We start from the raw sequence: 25245 nt of genomic DNA on the forward strand, positions 1-25245 counted from the left end.
GCCGCATGGATGCGGCGACCGAGCTTACATGGACGTACTTGCAGCGGCCCCCGCAACCGGACCCACCCCGCCATCCCACGGAATGCACGCTGTTGCTGTTGCTGTTGCTGTTGCTGTTGCTGTTGCTGTTGCTCTGGCTTCGGCAGGTGCAGGGCTGCAAGCCCTGCCGAACAACCCCCTACTTCGCCTGCTCGCAGAACTTCTGCCGGTACTCGAGCGCCTTCGGCATCAGCGCCTGCAGGTTCTGGATGCGGGTGCCCGGGTTCGGGTGGGTGGAGGCGAACTCCGGCGGCGCCTGGCCGCCACTGGCCTGGCCCATGCGCTGCCATAAGGGCACCGCCTCGCGGGGATCGAAGCAGGCCGCTGCGGCCAGCATCAGCCCTACTTCATCCGCCTGCGTCTCGTGGCTGCGCGCATAGGGCAGCAGATATCCATAGCCCATCGCCGACATCATCATCTGCTGCTGCTGCGCATCCATGCCACTGGCGGCGCCGGCCACCTGCCCGATCTGGGTCAGCTTCTGCTGGGCCATGCGCTGCGCGCCATGACGCAGCAGCGCATGCGCGATTTCGTGGCCCATTACCACCGCCATCGCATCGCGGGTGCGCGCCACCGGCACCAGCCCGGTATAGACGGCCATCTTGCCGCCAGGCAAGCAGAATGCATTGGCCTGGTCGGAGGGGATCACATTCACTTCCCATTGGAAATCCCGCGCGAAGTGCGCCGGCTGTACGCCGTGCTCCTGCGCCAATGCGGTCTCCACCACATCCACCTTGGCAATCAGTCGCTGCGCAATGTCACGCACGTCGCGCGCGATCGGTGCATTGGGGTCCATCGGCCGTTCCTGCGACAGGATCTGCTGGTACGCCTGCAGTCCCAGGGCGGTTTCCTGCCGCGCGTCCAAGCTGCTGTCGATCATCACCTTCTCGCCGGTATAGGGATCGACCGTACGGTTGGAGAACCAGTAGAACACCGCATAGCCTGCAGCCAGCAGCAGCACCCACCAGCGGATGTTGCCGAACAGGCCGCGCCGCTGCGGGCCTTGGGGCGAGCGGGAGAAGGGATCGTTGCGCATCGGATGGACTTCCTGCTGGCCCCGCCGGCCGGCGGGCACGGCGCAATCTTAGTGCGCCGCTGCCCGCAGCGGGTGAAGCCGGCTGCTACTCAGATCCCACGCACCAGGCGGAAGCCGATGCGGGCATTGGTGGTATCCGAATCCTGCGACTGCCGCCAGGCCGCACGGGTCTGCTCGGGGGCATTGGCCCAGTTGCCACCACGGATCACCCGCGAACGGCAACCGGGGTTGAACCAGGCAGCACCGTCGGACGGTGCGCGCCGGTAACTGGCATGCCAGCAATCGGCCACCCATTCGCTGAGGTTGCCGCCCATGTCGTGCAGGCCGAAGGCATTGGCCTGGAAACTCCCTACCGGCGCGGGCCCCCACCAGCCGTCGCCATAGCCAATGAATGCGTTGTGCCAATGGCGTCCGGACGGGGATACATCCCTGCTGCCGGTGAAGTTGCCGCTTCCCGGAGGCGGCGTGCCCGCATCGCCCCAGGGGTAGCGCCCGCTGTTGCCACCACGCAGCGCGTACTCGAACTCGGCCTCGCTGGGCAGCCGGTAGCTGCGCCCGGTCTGTTCGGACAACCACGCTGCATAGTTCTCGGCATCGCGGATGCTCACATGCATCACGGGCGAATTGGCCATCGCGCGACCACCATCGTAGTCCGAGCGCCAGTCTACGCCGCTGCGACGGATGAAATTGCCGCTGCGCTCGTCATAGACCACCGAATGGCCGCGCCGCGTGGCACGTGGGCGGGCATTGGTCGCCTTCACATAGCGCTGGAAATCGCTGACCGTGATCTCGGTGATCGCCATCGCGAAGCCGCGATCGAAGCGCACGTAGTGCGAAGGGCGCTCGGCATCGCTCGAACCCGGCTCGGCATCGCCAGCACCCATCTGGAAACCACCATGCGGAACCACCACCATCTGCGGGCCGCGCCCACCGTCGCGCATGGCATCACTGAACACCTGTCCCGGGCGGAAGCTCCCGTAATGCGTGGCCAGGTCGATGCGCTCACGCAGCTGGGCTACTGCGGCATCGCCCGGCAGGGCGATGCGCAGGGCCTCGGCCAGCTTCTCGCGGGCCGGCTTCAGGCCCTGGGGCGTGGCAAGGTCGCGCAGGCCGTCATCGCGAAGCTGCAGCAGAGCGGCGGCACGGATCTGTTCAATGCGCTCGAACGCATCGGCGATGGTCGGCGACGAATCGCGGACCTTGCTGGCTTCGGCCAACCAGGTACCGGCGCTGGCGAAATCACGCGCGCGCGCGGCATCCTCGGCGCGGCGGATCAACCCGCTCTCGGCCGCGGCCAGGCCCTGTCGTGCGCGGCGGTTGTCTTCATCCAGTGCCAATGCCTCTCGGAAGTTGCCGATGGCGCCGTCACCATCCTCACCGATCCGGTCCGAGCGCAGGTCCTCCTCGCCGGCGCGGTTGTAGGCCACCACCCGCTGCGCCAGCTCCACCCGTGCCTGCAGCTCACGCACTTTCTCATCCTTCGGTGCCAAGGCCAGCAACACCAACGCCTGGCCACTGGCCTCCGCCAACGCCTCGCGCTGCTTGAGTGGCCGCACCAGCAACGCATCCGCCTGCTGCTGGAGGCGCTGGCGGGCTCGCTGCAGGCCCAGCAGGGCCTGGCGGTCATCCGGGTCTTCTTCCTGAACCGCCAGCCACAGCGGGATGGCAGCGTCGGCATCTTCATAGAGCCGCCCTTCGGCGAACGCCTGCTCGGCGGCACGCCGCAACTGGGCCAGGCTGCGACCCTGGCGGTCGACCCGCGGCGGCGTCCACTGCTGTATGTCTTCATCGGCATCCTCGCCGGCAATGGTCACGCTGCCCTGCCCGGCCTGCGGGCTGGCATCGGTGCCGGTGCCGGCCTCTCCGGCCGCCCGCGCATCTCCACCGCCGTCCCGATCCACCGGTGCGGGCGGCGACGGCGTGCAGCCGGCCAGGGCAAAGGCCAGGGCGGTGCACAGCACGGGCGACAACGGAAAACGCAAGGAGAGCCTCCTTCGGCACGGACGCGGACCGACGTTAGGCTATTCTCCCCTGCCTGAGCAAACCCGAGTAGTAGGCCCTGACCCGTGGCAACCTGGATCACCACCCCCGCCGAGCTGGATACGTACTTCCAGCAGCGCCCGGCCCGTATCGGCCTGGACACCGAGTTCATCCGCGAACGCACTTTCTGGCCGCAGCTGGCCCTGGTGCAGATGGCCGTCGGTCAGGACATCCTGCTGATCGACCCGCTGATTCCCGGCATGACCGAGGCGCTGGCGCCCTGGCTGGCCGATGAATCGATCACCAAGGTGATGCACAGCGCCAGCGAGGACCTGGTCGCCTTCAAGTGGACCTGCGGCGTGTTGCCGCGACCGTTGTTCGACACCCAGATCGGCGCCTCGCTGGCCGGCATTGGTGGTGGCATGGGCTACCAGAAGCTGGTGGCGGAGATCACGGGCGTGGCGCTGGCCAAGGGAGAGACCCGCTCGGACTGGATGCGCCGGCCGCTGTCGGAGTCGCAGCTGCAGTACGCCGCCGACGACGTAGAGCACCTGTTTGCGCTGCATGATGCCATCGATGCCAAGCTTCAGGCCCTGGGCCGCCAGCAATGGCTGCACGACGACGGTGAGCGCCTGCTGGCAAGCGTCGCCAACGATGAGGACCGCTGGCCGCATCTGGCGATGCGCTCGGCGCAGTTCCTCGACGCCGCCGCGCAGCGTCGCCTGCTGCGCCTGCTGCGCTGGCGCGACGTGCAGGCGCGCAACAGCGACCGTCCGCGCAGCTGGATCCTGGACAACGAACTGGCCGCTACCCTCGCACGCACCCCGCCGATCGACGCCGACGCGCTGGGCACGCTGTTCGAGCAGTTCCCGAAGGCGCCACGCAAGCTGGCCGGCGCCGTGTGGCAGGCATTGGAAACACCGCTGGCCGATGAAGGCGACGCGCCGCTGGCGCTGCCGGCCAATGACAGCAACAAGCAGGTCCTGAAGAAGCTGCAGGATGCAGTGGCCGAGCGCAGCCGTGAGCTGGGACTGCCGGATGGCATCCTCGCGTCGCGCAAGCACCTGGAAAGCTACCTGGAACGTCGTCAGTGGCCCGCCGCGCTGGCCGGCTGGCGCCAGCAGGAACTGGAATCACGGCTGCAGGCACTGTTGCCGGCGCGCTGAGATCAATCGGCGCTGGGCAACCCGGCGCCTGCCTGCACAGCAAGCATGAGCATCTGCCGCGCTTGCCGGCACGCGCGTGGACCTGTCCAATAGCGTCCCCGCTATTGTTGGATTGCATCAGATGACAAATGGACTTGCGAAGGACGGGCTCTCCGTCGAGGACCTGGCCTGGCGCGCCCAGGCACGCCGCGCGCTGCAGGAACAGGACTACGCAGCACTGGATGCACTGCTGGCACCGCATGAACAGGACTGGTTGGAGGGCGCGAAACGGCTGCCCGGCATTCGCTGGCGCCTGCGCAACCTACATGACGCAACGCTCAGCCTGGATGAACGCCTGCAACAGGCGCAGCAATGGGTTGCCTCCGCGCCGCGCAGCTACTACGCGCACCTGCGCCTGGGTGCGTGCTGGGAGTCCGCAGCCGGTGCACTGCGCAGTGCCGACGTAGCCGCCCTGGTGGAGGACAGCCAGTGGCTGGCCGCACAGCTGGCGCGTGACCACGCGGTGCATGCTTACCTTCAGGCAATCCCACTGTCACCGCGCCCGGCGCTGGCGCTGGATGGCATCAAGCGCATCACCAGCTATCTGCGCGAGCCGAACTGGCTGCTGGCGCTGCAGGCCGGTCAACCCGCACAATCCGACGGAGAGGCACTGGCCGGGCATTATCCGCAGGCCTGGCCGCAGGCTCTGCAGCTGCTCGCGCGCTTCGGCGCGCCGCTGTCATCCCTGCCCGGCGAACTGCCCGCGCTGCTGCGCGAGCGCAGCCAGGATGATTTCGAGGCACCGTTGGCGTACTGGATGCGCCTGGTACTCGAGCAGCGGCCCGATGACCAGAGTACGCTGGAAGACACCCTCTACTACCTGTATCCGCGCTGGGGCGGCAGCCACGAGGCGATGGAGGACTTCATCGAAGGCGGCTGGTGCCGCGGCCTCGATCTGGCACAGCGCAACGCATTGCGCTGGTGCAAGGAACAGGACTGGATGGGCGAGCTGCCGCGCCGCGACGATGCCGAAGCGGTTGCCATGCACGAGCGTGCGTATGCGCAGATCCTGGACTGGCACCTCGAGCACTTCGTGCGGGCACAGGTGCTGGCCCAGCGCGCATCACTGCGCTATCGTCTGGGCCGCACCGAGGACGACGAAGGTGATGTGCGGTGGGACGCCGGGCACATGCAGGCGGTGCTCGAGGACCTGCAGCAGGCGTGGGCCCTGGATCGTGACGTGGTCCTGCACGATGGTTTCAGCAATCTGGAAGCCTGCGCCTGGTTCGCCCACGTGGAAGGCGCCGAAGCACTGTTCACGCAGGTTGTGGATTACGCCGCACGTGAGGGTGATTCGGCACTCGGCCTGCTGTGGGCGGCTACCGCCATCGAGCATGGCCTGCTGGGCCAGACCGCCAACCCGGCACGTGCGCAGCCCCTGCTGCAGCGTGCCCTGAAGCTGACCACACAACAGAAGACCTCCACGGTCACCTTTGCGTCCAACCTGTTCTGCGACGTCTCGCAGGACGCTGGCCTCTTGCTGCTGCAGCGAATGGCCGACGACGGCGACGCCGGTGCGATGGCGGCGCTGTGCGACCTGTACAAGGGCCGGCTGGGCGGCCGCGACCAGCCGGACTTCGTTGATGCGCAGAAGGCCCTGTACTGGCAGGAACGCGCGGTGGAAGGCGGTGACCTGATCGCCACCTACAACCTCGGTGTGCGACTGGTTGCCGCCGGTGGCCCTGACAATGAAGCACGAGCGCGCGAGCTGTACCTGCGCTGCCTGCGCGAAGCCGACGCCGGTGAGCGCGTGTGGGGCCCGACCTGCCGCAACCTGGCCTGCCTGGCCTTCGATGGACAGAACGATGCGCACAAGCGCGAAGCGGTCGAACGTGCCTTGATTCCGCTGTGGTGGCGCGGTGAGGACGACGACAGGGTATGGGCCGCTGGCTACCTGGCCGACATCTACCACTTCGGCAACGGCGTGCCAGCCAACGCCTTCCTGGCCCTGACCTGGCTGCAGCGCGCCAGCGAGATCGATACAGGGTACGTGGACGTGATGCGCATGGCACCGTTGATCAACGGCGAAGGCCGCTGGTTCGGCGCCACCCGTGCGCGCAAGCAGCAGGCGCAGGACCGCCAGCAGGTGGACAGCGCAACCTGGGCCCTGACCTTCGGCCAGCGCACGCAGGACAGCGATCTGACTGCGGTCTGAGGTAAAAGGGAAGCGCGGCCCAGGCATCCGGGCCGCGCCCGCATCAAACGTACCCGCGCGACTTCAGCAGCGCCCAGCGTTCGGGCGCCAGCGTACGCCGGAGGGGCGGCAACGGATCGACGCTGCCGGTGTTGTCTGCCACCGCCACCACGAAATCATCGGTGGTCCGCAGCTGCCCACGCTGTTCCGGCTCATCCAGCCAGGCGGCAACTTTCTTCAGCACCTGCATCGCCGAGGCCGAACTCTGCCGCAGCGCCATGTACTGGCTGTGTCGGGTGCATGCCTCGACCAGCGCTGGCGCATCGAACCAGCGCTCGCAAGGCTCGGTCTGCGCTTCACGGATCTCATCCGGTGCCCACAGGTAATAGGCCACCTCGTCGCCCCGTGCCATCACTCTGTTACGGTAGGACTGCCGGCCCCACACCAGGAACGGTGGCCAGGCCGCCGGGACGTCTTCCGCGGTGAAGCACAGCAGCAGGCAGTACAGTGGCTCTTCCTGCGCAATGCGTGGCAATGCGTCGGAGATCGCCTCCTGCAGCAGGCGCTGCACCTCGGCGCTGACCGTCGCCAGCGTTTCTCCCTTTCTGGGCCGCAGATAGAGCAGCTGCGCGTCGCCCTTGCGGCGCTTCCTGCTGTCCAGGTACTCCAGCGTCATCCGCTGCAACTGGCCGTCACCGTCATAGTCATGCAGGCGCTGGCACCACCAGGCGCGCCGGCCGTCGCCGCGGTTCTCGATCAGCACCCGCTGCAGGCGCTCACCTTCCCACTCGTAGTGTTCAGTGAAGCCACGACCGTCGGCAGCCAGCTGCAGTTCCTGCAGGCGCCCGCCGGATTCGCGGAACTGCATGATCGAGCCGAGACTGCCAGAGTTGTGGAACGAGAACTGCTGTCGAGCATCCGGCAGATGCCGCCAGACCGACATGCTCCCATTGGGCTCGCACTCAAGGATGATCCGCCCTTCCACGTCGAACCCGTGATGGACATGCCTGGCTGGATCAGCCTTGGCATCGGCGATCCAGCGCGGCACCGGCCCGCCATGTTCTTCGCGCATGAACGGCACCACGAAGGCCATCGAGTGGGTCGCCCAACGCCAGGACACCACCTGCTCCCGGCAGCGCGCCTGCAGGTCTGCTCCGGCACTGGAATCGGAATAGGTCTGGTACAGCGCATCAAGCATGGTCGAGCTCCCTTCAACACAGCGCTGGACCTTAGCACGGCCCGCGAAAAACGGCGCTCCAGGAGCGCCGTTCTCGAAACGCGGACGGCTGGGCTTACCAGTTCATGTTCAGCGAGACACCCACGGTGCGCGGCTCGTTGTAGACCGCGGCCATGTAGTTCTCGATCACACCCTTCAGGTTCTTCTCGTTGGTGATGTTGCGCGCGAACAGTGCCACTTCGTAGGCACCGTAGTTGCCCGAGTAGCCGATCTTCAGCCCCCCCTCGAAATCACCCTTGGAGTTGAATTCCTTGCTGTCGTACAGCACGAAGCTGGTGTAACCCTGCTTGTTCCAGTCGGTGGAAACGAACATCGTGCCGGCGTCGCTGACCGGGAAATCGTAGCGGGCGGCCAGGTTGACGTTGTACTTCGGCGCGTTCGGCAGCGGGTTGCCGTCGATCTGCGCGAAGGTGTTGGCGCCCACCTTGATGGTCGGGTCGCCGACGGTGCAGACCACCTGGCCGTTGAGGCCGCACACCTGCGCGTAGACGCGCTTGTCCTTGATCTCGCTGTGCAGCAGGCTGACACCGGCGCTCAGGGTCAGGTTCGGGATCGGGCGCAGCTCCATGTCCGCTTCGAAACCGTAGGCCTTGGCCTTGTCGGCGTTGAACAGCACGCCGTTGCCGTCCGAATCGTTGCCGTTGAGCTGGATGTCGTTGACGGTGTAGGTGAACGCGGTGGCGTTCAGACGCAGGCGGTTATCCCACAGGCTGCTCTTCACGCCGGCTTCCCAGGACAGGATCGTCTCGGAATCAGCAGTGGTGAAGTCGGCGTTGAACACCGCCGAACGGCCCTGGATGGTCGGGCCACGGAAGCCGCGCGCGACCTTCGCATAGACGCTCACGTCCGGGGTGATCTGATACATCGCGCTCAGATCCCAGCTCGGGGTGGTGTCGGACATCTTGACGTCGGTGCGGCCCTTGTAGGTGACCACGCCGGCAGCGGTGTCCGCGGTCTTCAGCAGGCGGGTGTGCTTCTCGTCCTTGGTCTGGCGCAGGCCAGCAGTGACGGTGAACTTGTCGGTGAAGGCGTAGCTGATCTGGCCGAAACCGGCCCACGATGTGTTCTTGTTGCGCAGGCGCACCCAGTTGTTCGGGTTGCGGGCGGCGCCCTGCAGGAACCACGCGCGCTGGTAGAAGTCGGTGGTGTCGCTGCCGTTGAAGTAGAACGCACCGGCCTGCCACTGCAGGGCGCTGTCGTCATGGCTGGCCAGGCGGAATTCCTGGGTCCACTGGTCCAGGTCACGGATGCGGCCCATCGACTGGCCGTAACCGTTCGGCACGCCGTTGACCGGGAAGTTCACCGCGGCGCCGCCGTCGGTGTCGCCACGGCTGTAACCGGAGGTGGTTTCGTAGGCGGTGATCGAAGTGAAGTCGATCGCGCCGAAGTCATAACGCGCCTTCACCGAACCGCCATAGGTCTTGTACGCCTGCGGGTTGTTGCCGGCTTCGTCGTAGGCGACCTGGTCGCGCGGCACGTCGGTCTTGTTCGAGCCCTTGGTCAGCGCACCGCGCAGGAACAGGGTCGAGGTGCCTTCGTAATCGCGGGCGTGGGCCGAGGCCAGGATCGAGAACTGGTCGCTCGGGGTCAGCAGCAGCTGCGCGCGCACGTTGCGGTCATCGAAGCCGCCCATGGCGTTCTTCTTCGGGCTGACGGTGCCATCGGCGCTCGGACCGCGGTAGGTGTTGTCAACGTAGTCGTCGCGGTGCTGGTACAGGGCCGACACGCGGAACGAGGCGATGTCGTTGATCGGGCCGCCGAAGCCGCCGTCGATCGACACGCTGTTGTAGGTCGCATAGCTGGCGCTGACGCGGCCGGTGTAGTCCTGGGTCGGCTTCAGGGTGTCGAACTTGACGATGCCGGCGGTGGTGTTGCGGCCGAACAGCGAACCCTGCGGGCCGCGCAGCACTTCCACCTGGTCCACGTCATAGACCGGGTTCGACTTCAGCACCACGTGCTCCAGCACCACGTCGTCCTGGATGATCGACACCGGCTGCGAGGCACCCAGGTAGAAGTCGATGTTGCCCAGGCCGCGGATGTAGAAGCGCGGGAAGATTCGACCGGTGGTGGTTTCCGCATACAGGCTCGGCACGCGGCCGGACAGCGCCAGCAGGGTGTCGTCGCCGCCGGCGGTGAAGTCGCGCATGCGCTCGCCCTGCACCACACCGACCGAGACCGGCACTTCCTGCAGGTTCTGCTCGCGGTGTTCGGCGGTCACGGTGATCGTGTCCAGCCCGGTCGGGGTCGGCGCGCTGTCCTGTGCGGCGGCACCGAAGCTGCCGACCAGGGCCAGGCTGGCACAGGCCAGGGCCAGCGGATGGCGGCGGAAGGAAACAAAGGAAGACGACATACCCGACAGGCGGCGGGAATCGGAATGGGAGGGCATGAAATGCTCTGAGGAGGCGTCCGTGCGGCCTGCGCGAGCCGGGCGGCAAAAAGGAGGATAACTGCGCAAGCCGCCATTATCCCCCAAATTGTTACGATTTCGTTGCGCAGCACCCAAACCCGGCGAAACAAGCGGTTTCGGCACAGTCACCCGTTGATGTGCCTCGCGTCTCGACATGGAATTCCTTTGATCGGCTTGGCAAGCGGCAGGCGCTTGGCTAGACTGAAGCCCTGCCGTGGGGCCATAGCTCAGCTGGGAGAGCGCGTCGTTCGCAATGACGAGGTCAGGAGTTCGATCCTCCTTGGCTCCACCACTATTCAGTGCGGCAACGCACTCAGAAGGCCGGAACTCCTGAAATAACAGGGCTTCCGGCCTTTTTCGTTGCACGGTGCAGACCGGTCCAATGCGTTGCAGCTGGTGAGACGGTGGGGGCATATTTTGGGGCATCCGCCCAATGCCCCCAAGATCGATGCCCCCACTCTCCGACCTCGCAATTCGGCGCGCAAAGCCGACTGGAAAGACCCAGAAGCTGTTCGACGGCGGCGGGCTCTACCTGGAGATCTCCCCGAGCGGTAGCCGTTGGTGGCGAATGAAGTACCGCTTCGACGGGAAGGAGAAGCGCCTAGCGCTGGGGGTCTACCCCGAGGTGCCCCTGCAGCTGGCACGGAACCGTCGCGAAGACGCGCGGCGGCTGCTTGCCCAGGGCGTGGACCCGAACCAGCAGAAGAAGGAGGCCGCCGCGGCGAAGGCGGGCATGGAGGCTCAGACCTTTGGCGCGATCGCGCGCGAGTTCATGGATGGCCGGATCTGGTCCGACGACTACCGGGTAAAGGTCGAGGCTTGGATGAAGAACGACATCCTGCCGTGGATCGGTAGCCGGCAGGCCGCTGAGCTGGAGGCACCCGACTTCCTTGCACTCGCCCGTCGGATGGAGAAGCGCGGCGCCATCGAGTCAGCGCACCGGGTCATCCAGAAGTGCGGGGAGGTGATGCGGTACGCCATCGCCTGCGGCATGGCCAAGCGCAATCCGGTGGCAGACCTGCGCGGCGCACTGCAGCCGACGCCACGGAACCACTATGCAGCGATCACCGAGGTCCGCGAGCTGGTGCCGCTTCTGCGCGCCATCCCCGCATACCGCGGCAGGCAGGTCACACGCTGGGCATTGGCCCTGGCGCCGCTGGTGTTCGTGCGCCCTGGCGAACTCCGGAAGGCGGAATGGTCGGAATTCGATCTGGACGCCGGGCAGTGGCTGATCCCTGCCGGCCGCATGAAGCGCCGCAGAGAGCACCTCATCCCGCTCTCTAAGCAGGCCCTGGCAATCCTTCGCGAGATTCAGCCCCTCACGGGCAAAGGGCAGTACGTGTTTCAGGGGCGCAACAGCCCGAAGCGGCCGCTCAGCGAGAACACGATCAACACCGCGCTACGCAAGATGGGGTTCGAGGATGACGTGATGACCGGACACGGCTTCCGCGCCACTGCGCGCACCATCCTGGATGAGGTGCTGGGGTTCCGGCCCGACATCATCGAACACCAGCTGTCCCACATGGTCAAAGACCCCGACGGCAGAGCATACAACCGGACCAAGCACCTGGAAGAGCGCGTCCGAATGATGCAGGAGTGGGCGGACTACCTGGACCGGCTGCGCGATGGGAACGTGGTGCAGCTGCGGGTCGCCTGACGCCTACACGCCTCGCCGCAACTGCTGCAGCCCTGCCCTCACCCACGCCTTGCTGCGGACGTCCCTCGCTCGGGGTTTCGTCTCTGCTGGCGGCTTGCGCGGTTCAAGCGCCGCCTTGATCCGCTCGACCTCCTTCGCCCCGGCCTCAGCCAGGCGCCGGGCCTGTTGCTGCTGCTCGCGGGTCGGAGGCAGGCCAGGCAGTGGTGGCGGTGGCTGGATCGGCGTACTGTCGGTCAGCCGCGCGACGGCCTCACGAAGGGGCAGATCGGGATAGAGCCTGGCCGCGCACCAGCGCTCGGCGTAGCGCTTCGCCTGTCGGACGTTGGCGGCGCGCGCTTCCTTGGTGTGCCACATCTTCTGGCCTTCCATCCACAACCGGACGCCAGGACCGCCATCGAACGTGACGTTCGCCGTTTCCCGGCCGTTGTACCAGAGCGCCCAGCGCTCGCCGGTCTGGACCCAGCCAGAGGGAATCGGGGCAGTGCGGAAGCCGTGGGAGGAATACATGGCGGGAAGGATACGGCTGACGGTCGCAAAGGCTGCGACAAGGAAGCATTCACCGGCTGAACCGTTCGGAATCACGTCCTCGGAACGGCAGGCTGGGCTACCCTCCGGCCATGTGCGGCCGCTTCGTCCAGCTCCCCGTGATCGACTTCGGCCAGCCGGGGCTGGCTGACCTTGCCCCCGACCTGGCCGAGATCCAGCCCAGCTACAACTTGGCGCCGACGCAGCGGGCGTCGGTGATCCTGGACCGCGGCGAAGGACGGCAGGTTACCCGGCTGGCGTGGGGCCTGCTGCCGTTCTGGGCCAAGGCCAAAGGCCTGCAGGGCTCGACGATCAACGCCCGGATCGAGACGGTGGCCACCAAGCCAGCGTTCCGGGCCGCGTTCAAGAAGCGCCGCTGCGTGATCCCCATGGCCGGCTACTACGAGTGGTCGGTCAGCCCCGAGGACGGGAAGAAAGACCCGTGGTTAATCCACGCCACCGGACCGCTGCTGGCCGCTGGCCTGTGGGAGGACACCAGCCCGCTGCTACCCGACGGAAACCTGGGCACCTTCACCATCATCACCGGTGATAGCAGCGGCGTGTCGGCCGACATCCACGACCGCATGCCGGTCTGGCTGCAGGCCGGCCAGATCGATGAGTGGATCGCCGCCAGCCCCGACGACGCCATGGCCATGCTGCTGGCCAGCGAGCCACCGGCGATGGAGGCCTACCGCGTCAGCCGCGCGGTGAACACACCACTCAACAACCGCGAGGATCTGCTGCTGCAGGTTGCCTGATCGAGGGACCGAGCATGTGCTCTGCTCGGCCCCTCTGCGATCACCCCAGTACCGATTGAACCAGCACCTGGCCGTAGCGCGCGAACTCCGCGGGGCCGGAGTGGTTGATGGGGCCGATCAAAGGTCAACGATGAACGCCGGACACCAGTTGTAGCTCGGAGCACCAACCTCGTCTGTGACCACCATGGAATCGCGCAGCAAACCGCGAGCTCCCACCAACGGACCGTTCTGACCACCGGCATCACTATTGCGCTGAACGGCGTAGCCCAAGCGGATGCGCTGGGTTGCAGGCGCCGCCGAGAGAGTCAAGCGCACAACCCCGTTGAACGTTCCCGTGGTCGCCGCCGAAGTCACTACCGGCGGACTACCGGTCCCGTCGTCCACGATGAACCCTGCACTGCCGGCGATCTCGGCGGTGGCTATGGTGTCACCGCTGCCATCAACCACCAGTGGGAACACATTGCAGTCGAACGTCACGTCCAGGTGGGTTGCGTCCACCCACCTGGAGCGAACAACCCGGATCGTACGCTGACCATCGCCCAGCACCTCGTTGATCGTTGCTCGTGCTAGCTGTGCGCCGCGGCGGTACTGGCCCAGGCAGTCCAGGTGGATCGTGTCACTCATGGGGAACTGGTAGATCGGCCCCGCCAAGCGGATGTTATCGACCCCATCCAGCTCGTAGTCCGACTCACGAATCGGCTGATTCCAGGTGCTGGAATTCGCGTGCGAGGTCTGCGACACCAGGAGAACGGGGGTATCCACCTGTCCGGTGGCCGCCTTGATGTCATCACACAGGAACCGGGCAAACTGCTGCATGGTGCGGCTACGGCGCCCCTTCGTCATTCCGGCCCACGTCGAGTCGCGTTCGCCCTGCATCCAATCGATCGCCGGTACAACAGGGGACCATCCGTTGTCGCGGCAGATTCGGGATGCGCGACGGACCGCCGCGAGGAAGAGCTTGTACTGTGTGCTGCCACGCGTAAGGTCAGGCAGCGCGGTAGTTCCGAGCGCCGAAACGAACGAAATGGTTCGTACGGAGTCATGTCCAGTCAGCGCCTCAACGTCCCGCCGCAAATGGGTTGCCCATGACATGGCGGCAGTCTGCCCGAGGTCCTGCGCAGCATTGAAGCTCTCGGCAACTGGGATCAGAGTCTGGTCGGTATCCTGGGTGTAGCGCAGGCCGCCACTGAACATCAGGCAGCTGCTCGGATAGGCATTGCTACCAGTGATTGGATCAGAGGCCAGCACATTCACCCCGAGTGCATTGCTTTGCCCCAAGGTCGGCAGGATGTAGCAGATACCCTCTGCAGGTGCGCGCCACGTTGTCGAGTAGCCACCATACGAGGCGCTCACCTTGTCGAACTGCTGCTGCCTATTCACGTCGGCAAGGGCGGGAATTCGTGAAACCGTCTCGGCGATATTGGGATAGATCCCCTTTGCCTTGACGGCCAGATCTAGGTTGATTCGACCCGGTACGTTGTTTGCGCGGGTCGTGAACACGACGCTGGCGGTGTCCGCCGGACACGTGACGAGCTCGTCAGTGTAGTCAACATAGACACCGCTCGCTCCACCATGTACGAACCCGATCGCGGCGCCAGAGGCATTGCGGAATACGGCAAGAGCAGCCACGGAACCGACAACCGTCGCAGTGACCTGGAACTGATCGCCCTCCACAGCAGGCACCACCGCGCAACGGAAATCAGCCGTCGCAACAATGGCACCCGTATCCCTGTTGCAGTAGGCGTTGGCCAAGGTCAGAGATCGATCGACCCACCACTGCAGGGTGCTGTCGATCTCGGGGTCTCGGCGCTGTACGACAGTGCGCAGGGCTGCACTGTACGCCAGCCTATTGGGAGAGATCACCAATCCATCTCCCCCATTCTGGGTATACCAACCACGACGAAACTGCGTCACACCTGCCGCATCGGTGTTTCTGCCAATCACCAGGCCGCCTGTTGGAGAGCTGAGCTTCCAGATCAGGATTTCCGGCCCAGTCACTGACACAACCTCCGGCAACCGGATCTCAATTTCCTGTTCAGCATCAGATGGCGAAAGATCAGCCCCTGCAAGGGTCACGGACGCCATAAGCGTTGCATCGAGCGGCGGCATGCCGCCCGGGCCGCCAGGCATACGCTTGTAAATCTCCAGCGTCACAGACGGGAGGCGCGCGAAGTTCTGAACCCAGAACCGAAATACGTTCACGGCCAGAACCGTTCCCGTCGCCGACTGCTCACCGGCCGCCACAGCCGACAGGTTGCCCGCCTGCCCCCACATCTCTGAGCGTGCAACGTCCACCGCTGACGTTTCGCTGGTGGAAATGGCCACTGCGGCGTCTTCAGCTTCGCGCTGTGCTTCGGCGATGCCGAATCGTGTCGGGTTCCGGTCAGCTTTTTGGGTCAGCACATCCGGTGAACGCCATTCCAGACCAGCGGCGACCATCACGTAGCGGCCACTGTTGGGAACGGTCAGGCCAGACACGGGATCGGTATGGCTGCCGGTGTCGCCGATCACCGCCACCTGACGGTTCAGCGGAATCTGCCCCGCACCACCGGCCGCGCTTGCAGCCGCCCAGGTCGGAAACTCGATGGTGCTGCCATCGGCCAGGAATGCCTGGAAGTCCGTCTCGATGCCAGACCAGCTCTTGCGCGTCTGCCCCTTTCGGTCAAGCCAGGTTTGTCCCGGGCCATTGATTCCGGCATCCAGGTTCTGGGCGTTGTCGTACAAATCCTTGACAGCAGTCGACGGCACCGGATTCCCAGTGTTGAAGGTCGTCATCGTGGTGGTTCTCCGTTGGTGTTACGGCGCGTTCGCGTCGTCGTACTGGTAGAAGGCTGGGTCGTACTGCAGCGCGGAGATCTCCACCGAGCCGTCGTCGCCGGGGGTGATCTCGGAAAGCACTGCGTCATAGCCAACCCGAGAGCTGTCGCAGAAGATCAGCTCTGGCGGGTCAATCGTCGGGTCATCGAGGATCCATGTGCTGAATGCGTGCTCAGCTGGCAGAGACGAAGCGGAGATGGTCAGCGTGTGATCGTCCACCCGCGTGGGCACGATCACCGCCGACGCCGAGCCGTCCTGGAACCGAATCAGGCAGCGCGGCGCAGCCAGGCTCCAGTCCAGGTACTCGCCCACTTCGATCAGCACGCGCGTGCCCTGCAGCTCGGCATGGTCGATCACGCAGCTGGTGGTGCTGGACCCGGGGATGTCGTCGGTCAGCTTGACGCGGTCGCCGAAGTCGAACCGCAGGCCCATCAGCTCCGTCTTTGTGGTGTAGGTCAACCGCTGTCCCTGGTACTTCATCAGCCGGCGCATGCCGATCCGGTATGCCCTGGTGCGGCTCCCTACCCCCTTCAGCTCGAACGTTTCCACCTTAACCGGCGTATCGCTACCTGGCATGCGGCATTCCACGGTTTCGGCCGCCCAGGTGACCTCATCGATGTAGGTCACGTCTACCCCGTCGAAGTCATCCGGACCCGGTGCATTGAACGACGTGGCCAGCGGCTCCAACTGCCGCTTGGGAGAAATTGCGCCGCGCCAGGTCTTGATGCCCTCACGCCCCGCCGAGCACATGCCGTCGCTCAGCAGGAAGTAGCCCATGCCCGCCTGCGTAGCCAACTGCAGCACGTCCAGTGCGCTGCTGCCGGACTGCTCGGGGCTGTAGTCGAAGAACTCCCCGCGCGGCGTCCAGTAGGTATCCTCCAGATGCTGCAGCGTGTCCGTGTCGATCTGGTCCTCCGGCAGCCCCAGGGACCGCAGCACGTGCTTCATGGCGCCGCTGATGGTCCGCGCGGTACTGCCCTCGTACTGTCGCGTCGCCATGACGTTGAATCGCCGATCCGACTGCGCCGCCAGCTTCGTGCCGGTGGTCACGGTAAGCCCGATGGTGGTCAGGTCGTCGTAGCGGGTTGGCCGCTGTGACAGGCGCGCGCGCAGGCCCTGCCAGTAGCACGCGTCCCGTGCAGAATTGCCTCCGCGCTCGGTCACCCGCCGAACTCGCACCTCGACTTGCCCAGGCGTCCCCAGGTTGATGCGCTCGGTGAAGCCGACGGCATCCTCGGAGTATCCGGTGTAGGTGTGTGTGCGCACGGTCCATGGCGCGCCGGAGCCGAACACGCGATAGCCGACTCGCAGAGAAACGGTGAAGGTGCGCTTATTACCCTTGCTGGTGTACCAGATCAGTCCGCTGGGGAAGTTGAAGTCGTACTCGAACGCATCCGTGGTTTCGCCGTTCGGGCACACCAGGAAGGGCCCCAGCCACTCCTCGCCCTCTTGGAAGCCAGTGGCGCTGTAGTCAGTGGCCGTCCGGTTGGTCCAGCCCGGCCAGCTCGTGTCGACCACTCCCGCCTCAGTCAGCCGCTCCACGACCAAGGTGAGCCCGGACACGGCCGCAATTCGATAGTCGCTTTGGCCGCGCGACATTGCCAGCGACACCACACCGGGTGGTAGACCGCCGAAAGCAGTTCCGGCCGGGCCGTCGTAGGCCAACGTCACACGGGGCTGCGTCGCAGGTGTTCCGCCGCTCGTGGCCACGCCCGCAGTAGACGTTGGACTGCTGCCGAAGACTGACGCGGGCAGTCCGCTGTAGGTGATGCTCCCACCAGCAAACGGGCTGGCCGACTCCGCAATCGTGACCACACCGCCGGATTGGGTCGCCACCAAGCCGCTGTCCACCAACTGGTCGTTGATGGCCGTCAGAAGCACGCCCAAGGTGATGTAGTTTGCCTCCAGAGCAACGCTGTAGGCGATGCCGCGCCAGCTGATTCCGAAGGTGACCGGAGAGCCGCTGAAATCGAAGTTGCTCGCCGCGGCCGATCCCGTCACGCGGGCAGCACTTCCACCTACGCCGGGCACCGCGGGCGAGCCTGGGGCGTAGCTGGCCACGAACAGTGCATAGTCGGCGCCGTTGTAGGTCAGCAGTACCGGCATGCCCACGTAGGGCGCCAACTCTGCCACAGCACTGCCGGCGATGATCGAGTAAAGGCCGCTCGTGGTCGCGGTGAAGGAGGCAGAAATCTTGAGCGTGAGCACGGCGCCGACAACCCAACTGCTTGGCACGGAGCTGGTCGGCCGCTCGTTACCGTTCGCGTCGGTGACCGTTGCATTGTTCAGGGTGAGCACGTTCCCCGATACCGTCACCGAGTCTGCGTTGATTCCCGTAGACACGTCTGCCGTGTCGCTCAGATCCAGGCCGGCTGTGCCGGAGGCCGTCGCCCCGACCTCGGTGGAGTTCACCCAGTTCTCGGAGCGCACGTCGCCGCTCACATCCGCACCCGGTGGGTAGATGGTCATCTGCACGTCGCTGCCGAACGAGCTGATGGGCGTATTCCCCAGCCGCGCCGAGCCGACCGGGATGATGTGCTGCCCCTTGCCAACACAGACGAACATGTGGGTGCGGTAGGACTTTTCGCCTACGAATCGCGACACCGGCTGCACCAGGTAATCTGGATAGACGCGGTAACGGCCCAGCACCTCTCGGATAGGGCTGCCCAGACGTGCGTTGTTCGCACGCGCGGTGTCCAGGCTGAGCGAATCTCCCTGGCCAAACCGGTTGCCCGACGGCATGTTGCTGGCCATGTAGATGGCATAGGCTGCCGCAACCGCCACTACCACCCAGTACACGACCGCAGCGATACCCTCACCGTAGGCAATCGGGTAGATACGGACGTCGGAATCACCGTCCATCCAGGTGGTCGCCCAGGCTTCGGCCGGCACCGGCACGCCATCCAGCTCGACCTCAATCGGATGCGGTCGGTCTGCGGTGAAACTCGGCACCATGGATTGCAGCCACCCCTCGACAGTGGTCCGGCCGTGGGCGTGCGTCTCCAGTGGCTCACCGGGCATGCGCGACGGATAGATTCGGATCACGCGTAGTACTCCACTCGGGTGAAGCGGCGTTCGAAGCGCGCCACAGGCAGCACCGTCACGTCGTGGTGCTCATTGCATTCCAGCGCGCACAGGCGGCCATCTGCCTCGATCAGCACGGCCACGTGCTCAACCACGCTGCCCTGGTAGCAGAAGGCCACGGCCCCCTGCCGCAGGTCGCTGCCGCTGCGCTCGGTGGCTGCGCCTGCGGCGAGTTCCGGCAGTTGCACGACCGTCGCACCGGCATACTCCGGCCATGCCTCCAGCCCCAGATCCCTGCGCACCTCATTGACCACCCCGTAGCAGTCCAGCTCAGGGAACGCGCGGCCGCCGCGCACCCAGCGCACGTCAAGGTACTTTTCAAGGTTGATCTTCATCACATGTATCTCAGTCCGGGATGCTTCGATAGGACGTAGCGATCGCGCGGCCACGCCGTGTCCAGAACGTTCATGAAGCCAGCGGTGATCTGCACCTCGGTGGCCGTCCACTGGCCGCCCTTGATGACCACGCTGAAGGGACGCTGCGCCGGCGCCAGCAGGTCCGTGCTTAGGTAAAGGCGGAACGTGGCGATCATCTCCACCTTTGCGGCCAGCGCCGCGCGGATCTGGTTGCTGACGACGCCGGAGATGTTGCTGATGGCGAAGCGCAAGTCCTGCACACCATCCGCATTGCGCGCGGGCTTGGCGATGTCCATGCCGCAGGCGGTGAACGTCACGGTTTCGCCCGTCTCCAGCCTGGCCGTGATGTCGTCCCACCCCTTTGTCAGGTAGAAGGTCTGCGCACCCACCTGGATGGCCAAGGTCTCCAGCTCCACCTCGCGGCCACCCGAGGCATACAGGCGTTCGAGGATGCTCATGCTTCGGGCCACTCCTTGTTCGCCGCCAGATCAACGATGTCCGCATTGAAGATTGCGTCGGGGTATGCGGTGGATCCGTCCGCCAGCAGCGGCCGCCGGAACATCTCCAGCGTGGCGTCGAACCGCCAGAAGTCGCCGTCAACCAAGTAGGGGCCGTTGTAGAAGTCCGCAGTGAAGCGCGCTCGGTAGTAGTCCTCGCCGATGGGGGTCCTCAGTTTGCAAAGGAACCAGGCCGATCCATCGACCAGATCCTCCTGCACCCACTTCTCGAACATCGCGGCCACGCGATCCTTCAGCACCCACGACAGGGTCACCATCGAGGGCGTGCTGGTGGACCGGCGGCGTGTCAGAGATGCACCGCTCTGGAACCTCGACGTCAGGAGTGGTGTGACGGGCTTGAACCCATAGCCTTCGCGGAGCGGCAGGGGTAGCCATGCCGGATAGGGAACTGCAGCTGCCATTTGGGGCCTCGCATTGGCTGCGTCGGGTCAGCTGACCCGACGCGACACGTTGTTTCCTCTGCGCAAGCCCTTCCCGACCCGACCCTGTCCTGTGGTCAGTTCGGAGGAGATGCGGTCGTAGTTCTGCTGCATGCCGCGGCGCACGCTCTGTTCCACCATGGTCAGCGTCCGGGCATCCGGATCGCCGTTGATATGGATGGTCGGGGCATACACGTTGCCGCCACCGCCGGGACCGCCCGCTCGCGACGCCGCAATCCGGTCCAGCGTCGCGTCCATCTTTGCCGCGGTTCCTGCGGTCAGCACACGCTCGCCCTTGTTCAGCAGCCACGTGCCTTCCGTGGGCACCGAATGGATGCCGTCGTGGGCCATGCCCACCGTACTTGCGGCGGCAACCGCCGCCACATATGGCGCTGTTGCCGACAGGGCAGCCTGGGCTGCACCTGGTGCCATTGCCGGTCCTACGATGGGAATCGCAGCCGTCGATGCGTACGCAGCCAGCGCGGCCTGAGCGGCTGTCGCTGCTGCGTTGCCCACAAGCACGCTCGACGCCGACGCCTTGGTCGAATCACCTACAGCGAGCTGGATCGCCTTATAGACAAGCCACTGCGCCGCCATCTGCTCCAGAGCTCCGATCACCGCGTTACCCATGTCCACGGCGATGTTCTTGAACGATTCGCCCAAGGACTGATTGCCACGAATCAGCTCGTCAATCTGCGTCGCGATGCTGCTCGTGGTCGCCGCCAGCGTGCCCTGCACCGCGTCCTGCGCCTGCTGGTTGTAGTTGGTGGCGTCGAAGGCGTAGTTCTGCCATGCCACCTGTGCACCCAGCCGCCAGTCTCCCAGCATTGCCAGCCGCTGATCCTGAAACGCCCGCTCCTTCGCCAGCTCCTGATTGCGGAAGGCGTCGGCATTGGCCGCCAGCAGATCCCACGTGGCCTTGTCCTTGGCAACGTCGCGGCTTCCCAGCCGCTTCAGCTCGTCCTGGTACTCGCGCTGGATGTCCAGCTGCCGGCGCAGCATCGCCACGCCGTCGGATCCGCCACTCATGCCCAGCAGATCCAGTTCGTTGGCCCGCGAGCGGTTGCTGCCTGCCTGCGCCAGGATGGCCTGCTGCCGTGCCAGTGCCTCTGCCGCCTCCTTCTCCTTCGTGTAGGCCACGGCCTTCTGGCCGGAGGCGAGCAGGTCGTCCTTGGCTGCCTCCAGCAGCGCCCGGGTGGACGCCGTCATGGTGTTCTTACCCTTGGCCAGCACCTGCTCGATCGCCATCGCCTGGCGCTCGCTCTCGGTCACCTTTACGCCGGTCTCCACCAGCTGCTTGTTGGCCTCGATCTGCCGCTGGGCAGCGGCCAGCATGTTCTGCGCGGCGCTGTCGTCGCCGTTGCGACCACTCCCACCAACACCGGCCTTTCGCTTTGCGCTCTCCTCTTGCGACTTCATGTAGTTGGCGATGGTTGCCTCGATCTCCGCACGGGTTCGACCGGCCGCAATGCCTTCGGCTTCGATGCGCTCAATCTCTGCACCGATGCGGAACTCTTTGTCGTACATCTCCAGGCGACGGTTCCACTGGTCAGTGGCTGAAGCTCCCTGACGAGGGTCAGTTACCTTGGCGCGAGCAGGCCCCGTGTCTTCAATGTTCTCAGGGAGCCCGTTTGGGTTTCTAAGCCGCTTCGTGGCACTACCAGCAAGGTCACCGAACGAAGGAAGACCGGCCCACTTCAACGCGAGGTTCGTCGCCCCCAAGCCACCGCCGAGACCCATGATGTCTGTCAGTGTCGGCAACTTGGTCGCTTCGCCATACTTCCCGATGTACCCGGTGAGGGCCTGAGTCAGCCCGACAACTTGGCCCCATGCCCCACTGATCTCATCCTTCTGATCCCGCCACCACATCGTCATCATCGGCAGATTGGCTTCAGCTGTGTCGGCCATTTGCTTGGTGGCCTGCTCTGCCAGACGAAGGGCTTCAGTCACCGCCCCCAGCTCGTCGCCCTGCAGCTGAAGCTGGTAGACGTTGTCGATCTGAGCCTGTGTTACCCGCCCCCACTGCTTCTGCAGCTCCAGCAGACCGTCCACCGGGTCCTTGGTGATCTTGTCGAACAGCGCAACGGTACGGTCTGCCGAAACACCCAGCGAGCTCTCCATGCGTGCAGCGGATGCGGCAACCAGGTCGAGCTGCTGGCCGGCAAACTGGCCGGACTTTGCCACAGCGTTCAGAGCATCAACGGCCCCACCGCGGCTCACGCCTTGGATGCGATCGAGCTGATCAACCATTCGCTCGAACTGCCCGAATGTGACACCAACGTCTCGTCCGCTGAGGATCAGATTCCGTTGGAATTCGTAGAGCTCATCGCTGCCCTGCTTCAGAGCCAAAGTGAGGGCCGCCAGTACTGCCGCGCCCAGCGTCAACGGATTGATCAGCCCCAGCACATAGCCGCCAACGGCGCGCGCAGCCGGACCGATGCCGCCGAACTGGTCATTCAGCTGCCCGCCCTGCTGGATCGCCACCATCCACGCGGGCTGGCCGCTGATCAGGCTGGTGGTGATGTCGGTCACCTGCATGGGGATCATGCGCAGGTTGTTCTGCAGCTGCCGCGCGGACATGCCCATGCCGTTCTGCGCGCCGGTGGCATTGAGGATGGACGCGCGCGTGGCGTCGATGTTGTTCTGGTACTGCTGCCACACCTGGGGTTTGAGCAACCCCAGATCCCGTGCCCGCGCCAGCCGGTCCTGCTGGTCGGCCAACTTGTTCAGCGCTGCCACTGTCGGGTTGATCTGCCCGAGTAGCTGCTGCAGGTTCAGCTCATGCGCTTCCGTGGCAGTGGCCGCCTGCCGCGTGGCCATCGCAGCCCTCTGCTCAATCCGCTCCATCTCCTGTACGCGAGCGTTGATCTTGGCCTGCTCGTTGGCCCAGTAGGATGCTGTCTTGCTGGCAGCGCTCTGCGAACTCTCCAAACGGTCGGCTGCAGCGCCGGCCTTGTCAGCAGCCGCAGCGTTGTCGTCCAGGGCCTTGGTGCCTTCGACCAGGCCGCTACTGTCGATCTTGTAGCCCAGCTCGGCAATGTCGGTCATTTCCTGCTCCTCGCTTCCTCGATGGCGCGCTGCTGGGCTGCCGCTTGGTCTTCCCGAACCGCGATGAGGTAGGCGTCGTCCATGGCCATAAGCATCTCCACCTCCTGCGGGAGCGGGTCGACCAGCAGCAGCCGGGTCCATTCCCCAACGTCAGCAAAGGTCAATGCCTCTGGACCGCTCTTGCGACGTGCAGAGAGCTGCCAGAACCAATCCCAGACGTGCTCGCCCCTCTCGGGAACCCTCACCTCTGGGGATGGCTCCCCGAAGCGCTCATTGCGGGTGCGGCGGGTTTCCCCGTTTCTGTCCGGCACGTCGTACCGGACGGTCAGGTAGATCGCGTCAGCCAGCTTCCTGGTCAGCTCCGCGAAAGAACTCGGCGCGCTCGCCCAGAGCCGCGTCTACCTGTTCGGCCACCCAGGGCAGCTCCTTGAACAAGCTGCGCAATGTCTTCTCCTCGAAGGCAGGCTTCTCTCCATGGAAGTTGAGGTCGTCCTGCCACTCCCAGCCACCCACCGAGGCGACCAGCATGTCGATGCGCCCGGCTTCCATCTTCTCGGCGGTCAGCTTGCCCCGGCCAAGCATGCGCTCGTTGGTCAGTTTCCGGGACGCAGCACGAACCTGCGGACTGCTATCGGGAAGGATGGTCAGAACCAGGCCCACTGGGGCATCGGTGGCCGGGTGCTTGATGTCGATCGTTCGCGCGGCGGCGACGATGGTGCTCAGGTCAGTCATGTCTCTCTCATCCTGGAAAAGAAAAGGCCCGCATTGCGCGGGCCTCATTGGGTTTCGGTTTCTCGGTGCGCCCTAGGGCGTGGTGACCTCGGCGACGGAGTGGCTATCCACCACACCACCCCTCAGCACTACGCTGACGGTCTTCCCCTTCACGCGGCCCAGGCCGTTGGCCTTGGCGTAGGTCCACACCAGCACCCTGGTGCCATCGGAATTGGTAACCGTAGAAGTCGGGCGACCGAGCTGCGCGACGAGTTGCGCTTCGGTGGTCTTGCCCTTCGTGATGGCCGCGATGGACTCATCACTGATTTCCTTGCCCACGGTCGCGCAGCCTGCGATGGCCAGCGCCAGCGCCCCTGCCAGAATCCTCTTCATGGAAAGCTCCTTCGCCGAAAGCGGCGATGGTATCCCATGTGATCTGGCATCACCGGGCAACTGCAACCAGCCAAGGCCCGTCAGGGGGTCACGGGCGCGGGCACATCGATCGGCTGCTGGTTCAGCGCGATCGTGTAGGTGTTGAGGCGGAAGTCCTCGTTGCGGCCGCCCGGCTTGTTCGGGCCGGCCACCAGACCGCGCAGGAACTCGATGCTGCCGTCGGTGTTCTCGATCTTGAAGGCGTAGGCATCGGCCACGTCCGGTGCACCAGCGGCACGCATGGCCACCTGGCCCGGGTCAGCCAGATCCTCTGCCATCTCCACCGCAGGGTCGCCGGCGTTGGTGATGCCCTTGCCCTTCATCGAGACCAGGGTGTCCAAGGTGTCGTAGCTGACGATGTTGGTGCTGATGCCGCGCTCGCCGATGCTGCCGACCTTCTTCACCTGGACGTAGGTGAGGGCCTTGAACTCGGTTTCGGTGAGGTCTTCGTTCTGGGGGGTGACGCAGATGCTCAGCTTGCTGCCTGCGTTGGTCTTTGCTTCGGCCATGGCCGTATCTCCTCGCGATGGGCGTAAAAAAACCCGCCACGGGGCGGGGTCGTTGGAAAACGGAAAGGCCCGCTGGTGGGCGGGCCTCTGGAATAGATTCGGGAATAATTTGTAGTCGGTTCTGTCGTCACTTCTTGGCGGGGCCCAACTTCGCCGCCACCAGCTGCATGGCCTGCGGCCGGGTGAATCCCGCCTCCACATAGGCCAGGTATTCCGCCCGGACGAACCGCGCCTGCTCAGCGCAGAACTCGTCCAGCAGCTGCCGGTTCCGCTTCATGCGGGTGATGGCATCGCGCATGGCCTGCAGCTCACCCTCGTTCGGGATCTCGTTGCTGCTGACCAGGTGCAGGTTGGGCGGCTTGGGGCTCATGGC

General features: G+C 65.2%; 20 protein-coding genes and 1 tRNA gene. 5 read left to right on the forward strand and 16 right to left on the reverse strand.

The annotated features are described in order from the left end of the window. Positions 1–178: 178 nt before the first annotated feature. Both D7Y61_RS18390 and D7Y61_RS18395 read right to left on the reverse strand, forming a co-directional pair. Entirely contained in the window at positions 179–1075 is an 897-nt protein-coding gene (locus D7Y61_RS18390; protein WP_008268686.1) for a M48 family metallopeptidase, read from the reverse strand. An 89-nt stretch (positions 1076–1164) separates the two neighbouring features. Continuing rightward, on the reverse strand, positions 1165–3057 hold the full coding sequence (locus D7Y61_RS18395; RefSeq protein ID WP_180868372.1) for a formylglycine-generating enzyme family protein: 1893 nt from the start codon (positions 3055–3057) through the stop codon (positions 1165–1167). 84 nt (positions 3058–3141) lie between these two features. Between D7Y61_RS18395 and rnd the strand changes: the two genes are divergently transcribed. Together rnd and D7Y61_RS18405 are read left to right on the forward strand one after the other, a co-directional pair. Further along, positions 3142–4221 carry a ribonuclease D gene (gene rnd / locus D7Y61_RS18400; protein WP_180868373.1) on the forward strand — a complete coding sequence of 360 codons (1080 nt, stop codon included), beginning with the start codon at positions 3142–3144 and terminating at the stop codon, positions 4219–4221. A gap of 121 nt (positions 4222–4342) precedes the next feature. Continuing rightward, positions 4343–6415 (forward strand): DUF4034 domain-containing protein, encoded by a 2073-nt coding sequence (locus tag D7Y61_RS18405; RefSeq protein ID WP_180868375.1) that lies wholly within the window; start codon positions 4343–4345, stop codon positions 6413–6415. Between the two features lie 43 nt (positions 6416–6458). On the opposite strand, the gene D7Y61_RS18410 is transcribed toward D7Y61_RS18405, so the two are convergent. Both D7Y61_RS18410 and D7Y61_RS18415 read right to left on the reverse strand, forming a co-directional pair. After that, complete coding sequence (locus D7Y61_RS18410) at positions 6459–7592, reverse strand: hypothetical protein (protein ID WP_180868377.1); 1134 nt, start codon at positions 7590–7592, stop codon at positions 6459–6461. Positions 7593–7686: 94 nt separating this feature from the next. Then, positions 7687–10017 (reverse strand): TonB-dependent receptor, encoded by a 2331-nt coding sequence (locus tag D7Y61_RS18415; protein ID WP_180868379.1) that lies wholly within the window; start codon positions 10015–10017, stop codon positions 7687–7689. A 237-nt stretch (positions 10018–10254) separates the two neighbouring features. Between D7Y61_RS18415 and D7Y61_RS18420 the strand changes: the two genes are divergently transcribed. Both D7Y61_RS18420 and D7Y61_RS18425 read left to right on the forward strand, forming a co-directional pair. Beyond that, positions 10255–10330: transfer RNA gene (locus D7Y61_RS18420), tRNA-Ala, on the forward strand. Positions 10331–10486: 156 nt separating this feature from the next. After that, positions 10487–11695 (forward strand): integrase arm-type DNA-binding domain-containing protein, encoded by a 1209-nt coding sequence (locus tag D7Y61_RS18425; protein WP_180868380.1) that lies wholly within the window; start codon positions 10487–10489, stop codon positions 11693–11695. 3 nt (positions 11696–11698) lie between these two features. On the opposite strand, the gene D7Y61_RS18430 is transcribed toward D7Y61_RS18425, so the two are convergent. After that, positions 11699–12202 (reverse strand): hypothetical protein, encoded by a 504-nt coding sequence (locus D7Y61_RS18430; RefSeq protein WP_180868382.1) that lies wholly within the window; start codon positions 12200–12202, stop codon positions 11699–11701. A gap of 110 nt (positions 12203–12312) precedes the next feature. On the opposite strand from D7Y61_RS18430, the gene D7Y61_RS18435 reads away from it, so the two are divergent. Continuing rightward, positions 12313–12978, forward strand: coding sequence for an SOS response-associated peptidase (locus D7Y61_RS18435; RefSeq protein ID WP_180868384.1), 666 nt, complete (start codon positions 12313–12315; stop codon positions 12976–12978). A gap of 117 nt (positions 12979–13095) precedes the next feature. Here the strand turns inward: D7Y61_RS18435 and D7Y61_RS18440 are convergent, their stop codons facing one another. The 11 genes from D7Y61_RS18440 to D7Y61_RS18490 form a co-directional block, all read right to left on the reverse strand. Continuing rightward, complete coding sequence (locus tag D7Y61_RS18440; protein ID WP_180868386.1) at positions 13096–15753, reverse strand: sialate O-acetylesterase; 2658 nt, start codon at positions 15751–15753, stop codon at positions 13096–13098. A 21-nt stretch (positions 15754–15774) separates the two neighbouring features. Further along, positions 15775–18840 (reverse strand): host specificity factor TipJ family phage tail protein, encoded by a 3066-nt coding sequence (locus D7Y61_RS22735; RefSeq protein ID WP_219628050.1) that lies wholly within the window; start codon positions 18838–18840, stop codon positions 15775–15777. Next, positions 18837–19214, reverse strand: a complete 378-nt coding sequence (locus tag D7Y61_RS18450) for a nitrite transporter (protein WP_180868388.1) — start codon at positions 19212–19214, stop codon at positions 18837–18839. Before D7Y61_RS18450 ends, D7Y61_RS22735 begins: the two co-directional genes overlap by 4 nt. After that, on the reverse strand, positions 19214–19693 hold the full coding sequence (locus tag D7Y61_RS18455; RefSeq protein WP_180868389.1) for a DUF1833 family protein: 480 nt from the start codon (positions 19691–19693) through the stop codon (positions 19214–19216). Before D7Y61_RS18455 ends, D7Y61_RS18450 begins: the two co-directional genes overlap by 1 nt. Next, the gene (locus tag D7Y61_RS18460; protein WP_219628051.1) at positions 19690–20010 is read right to left on the reverse strand and encodes a hypothetical protein; all 321 of its coding nucleotides are present in this window, start codon (positions 20008–20010) and stop codon (positions 19690–19692) included. Before D7Y61_RS18460 ends, D7Y61_RS18455 begins: the two co-directional genes overlap by 4 nt. Positions 20011–20181: 171 nt before the next feature. Then, entirely contained in the window at positions 20182–23220 is a 3039-nt protein-coding gene (locus tag D7Y61_RS18465) for a phage tail length tape measure family protein (RefSeq protein WP_180868392.1), read from the reverse strand. Continuing rightward, entirely contained in the window at positions 23217–23465 is a 249-nt protein-coding gene (locus D7Y61_RS18470) for a phage tail assembly chaperone (RefSeq protein WP_180868394.1), read from the reverse strand. Before D7Y61_RS18470 ends, D7Y61_RS18465 begins: the two co-directional genes overlap by 4 nt. Positions 23466–23559: 94 nt before the next feature. Next, on the reverse strand, positions 23560–23952 hold the full coding sequence (locus D7Y61_RS18475) for a hypothetical protein (protein WP_180868396.1): 393 nt from the start codon (positions 23950–23952) through the stop codon (positions 23560–23562). Between the two features lie 72 nt (positions 23953–24024). Next, positions 24025–24324, reverse strand: a complete 300-nt coding sequence (locus tag D7Y61_RS18480; protein ID WP_180868397.1) for a hypothetical protein — start codon at positions 24322–24324, stop codon at positions 24025–24027. Positions 24325–24404: 80 nt separating this feature from the next. Then, positions 24405–24872 (reverse strand): hypothetical protein, encoded by a 468-nt coding sequence (locus tag D7Y61_RS18485; RefSeq protein ID WP_180868399.1) that lies wholly within the window; start codon positions 24870–24872, stop codon positions 24405–24407. A 127-nt stretch (positions 24873–24999) separates the two neighbouring features. Beyond that, complete coding sequence (locus tag D7Y61_RS18490; RefSeq protein ID WP_065183278.1) at positions 25000–25242, reverse strand: hypothetical protein; 243 nt, start codon at positions 25240–25242, stop codon at positions 25000–25002. Positions 25243–25245 lie beyond the last annotated feature (3 nt).

Origin of the sequence: Stenotrophomonas maltophilia (assembly GCF_013464485.1) — a bacterium.
In the GTDB taxonomy this organism is placed as follows: domain Bacteria; phylum Pseudomonadota; class Gammaproteobacteria; order Xanthomonadales; family Xanthomonadaceae; genus Stenotrophomonas; species Stenotrophomonas maltophilia_AW.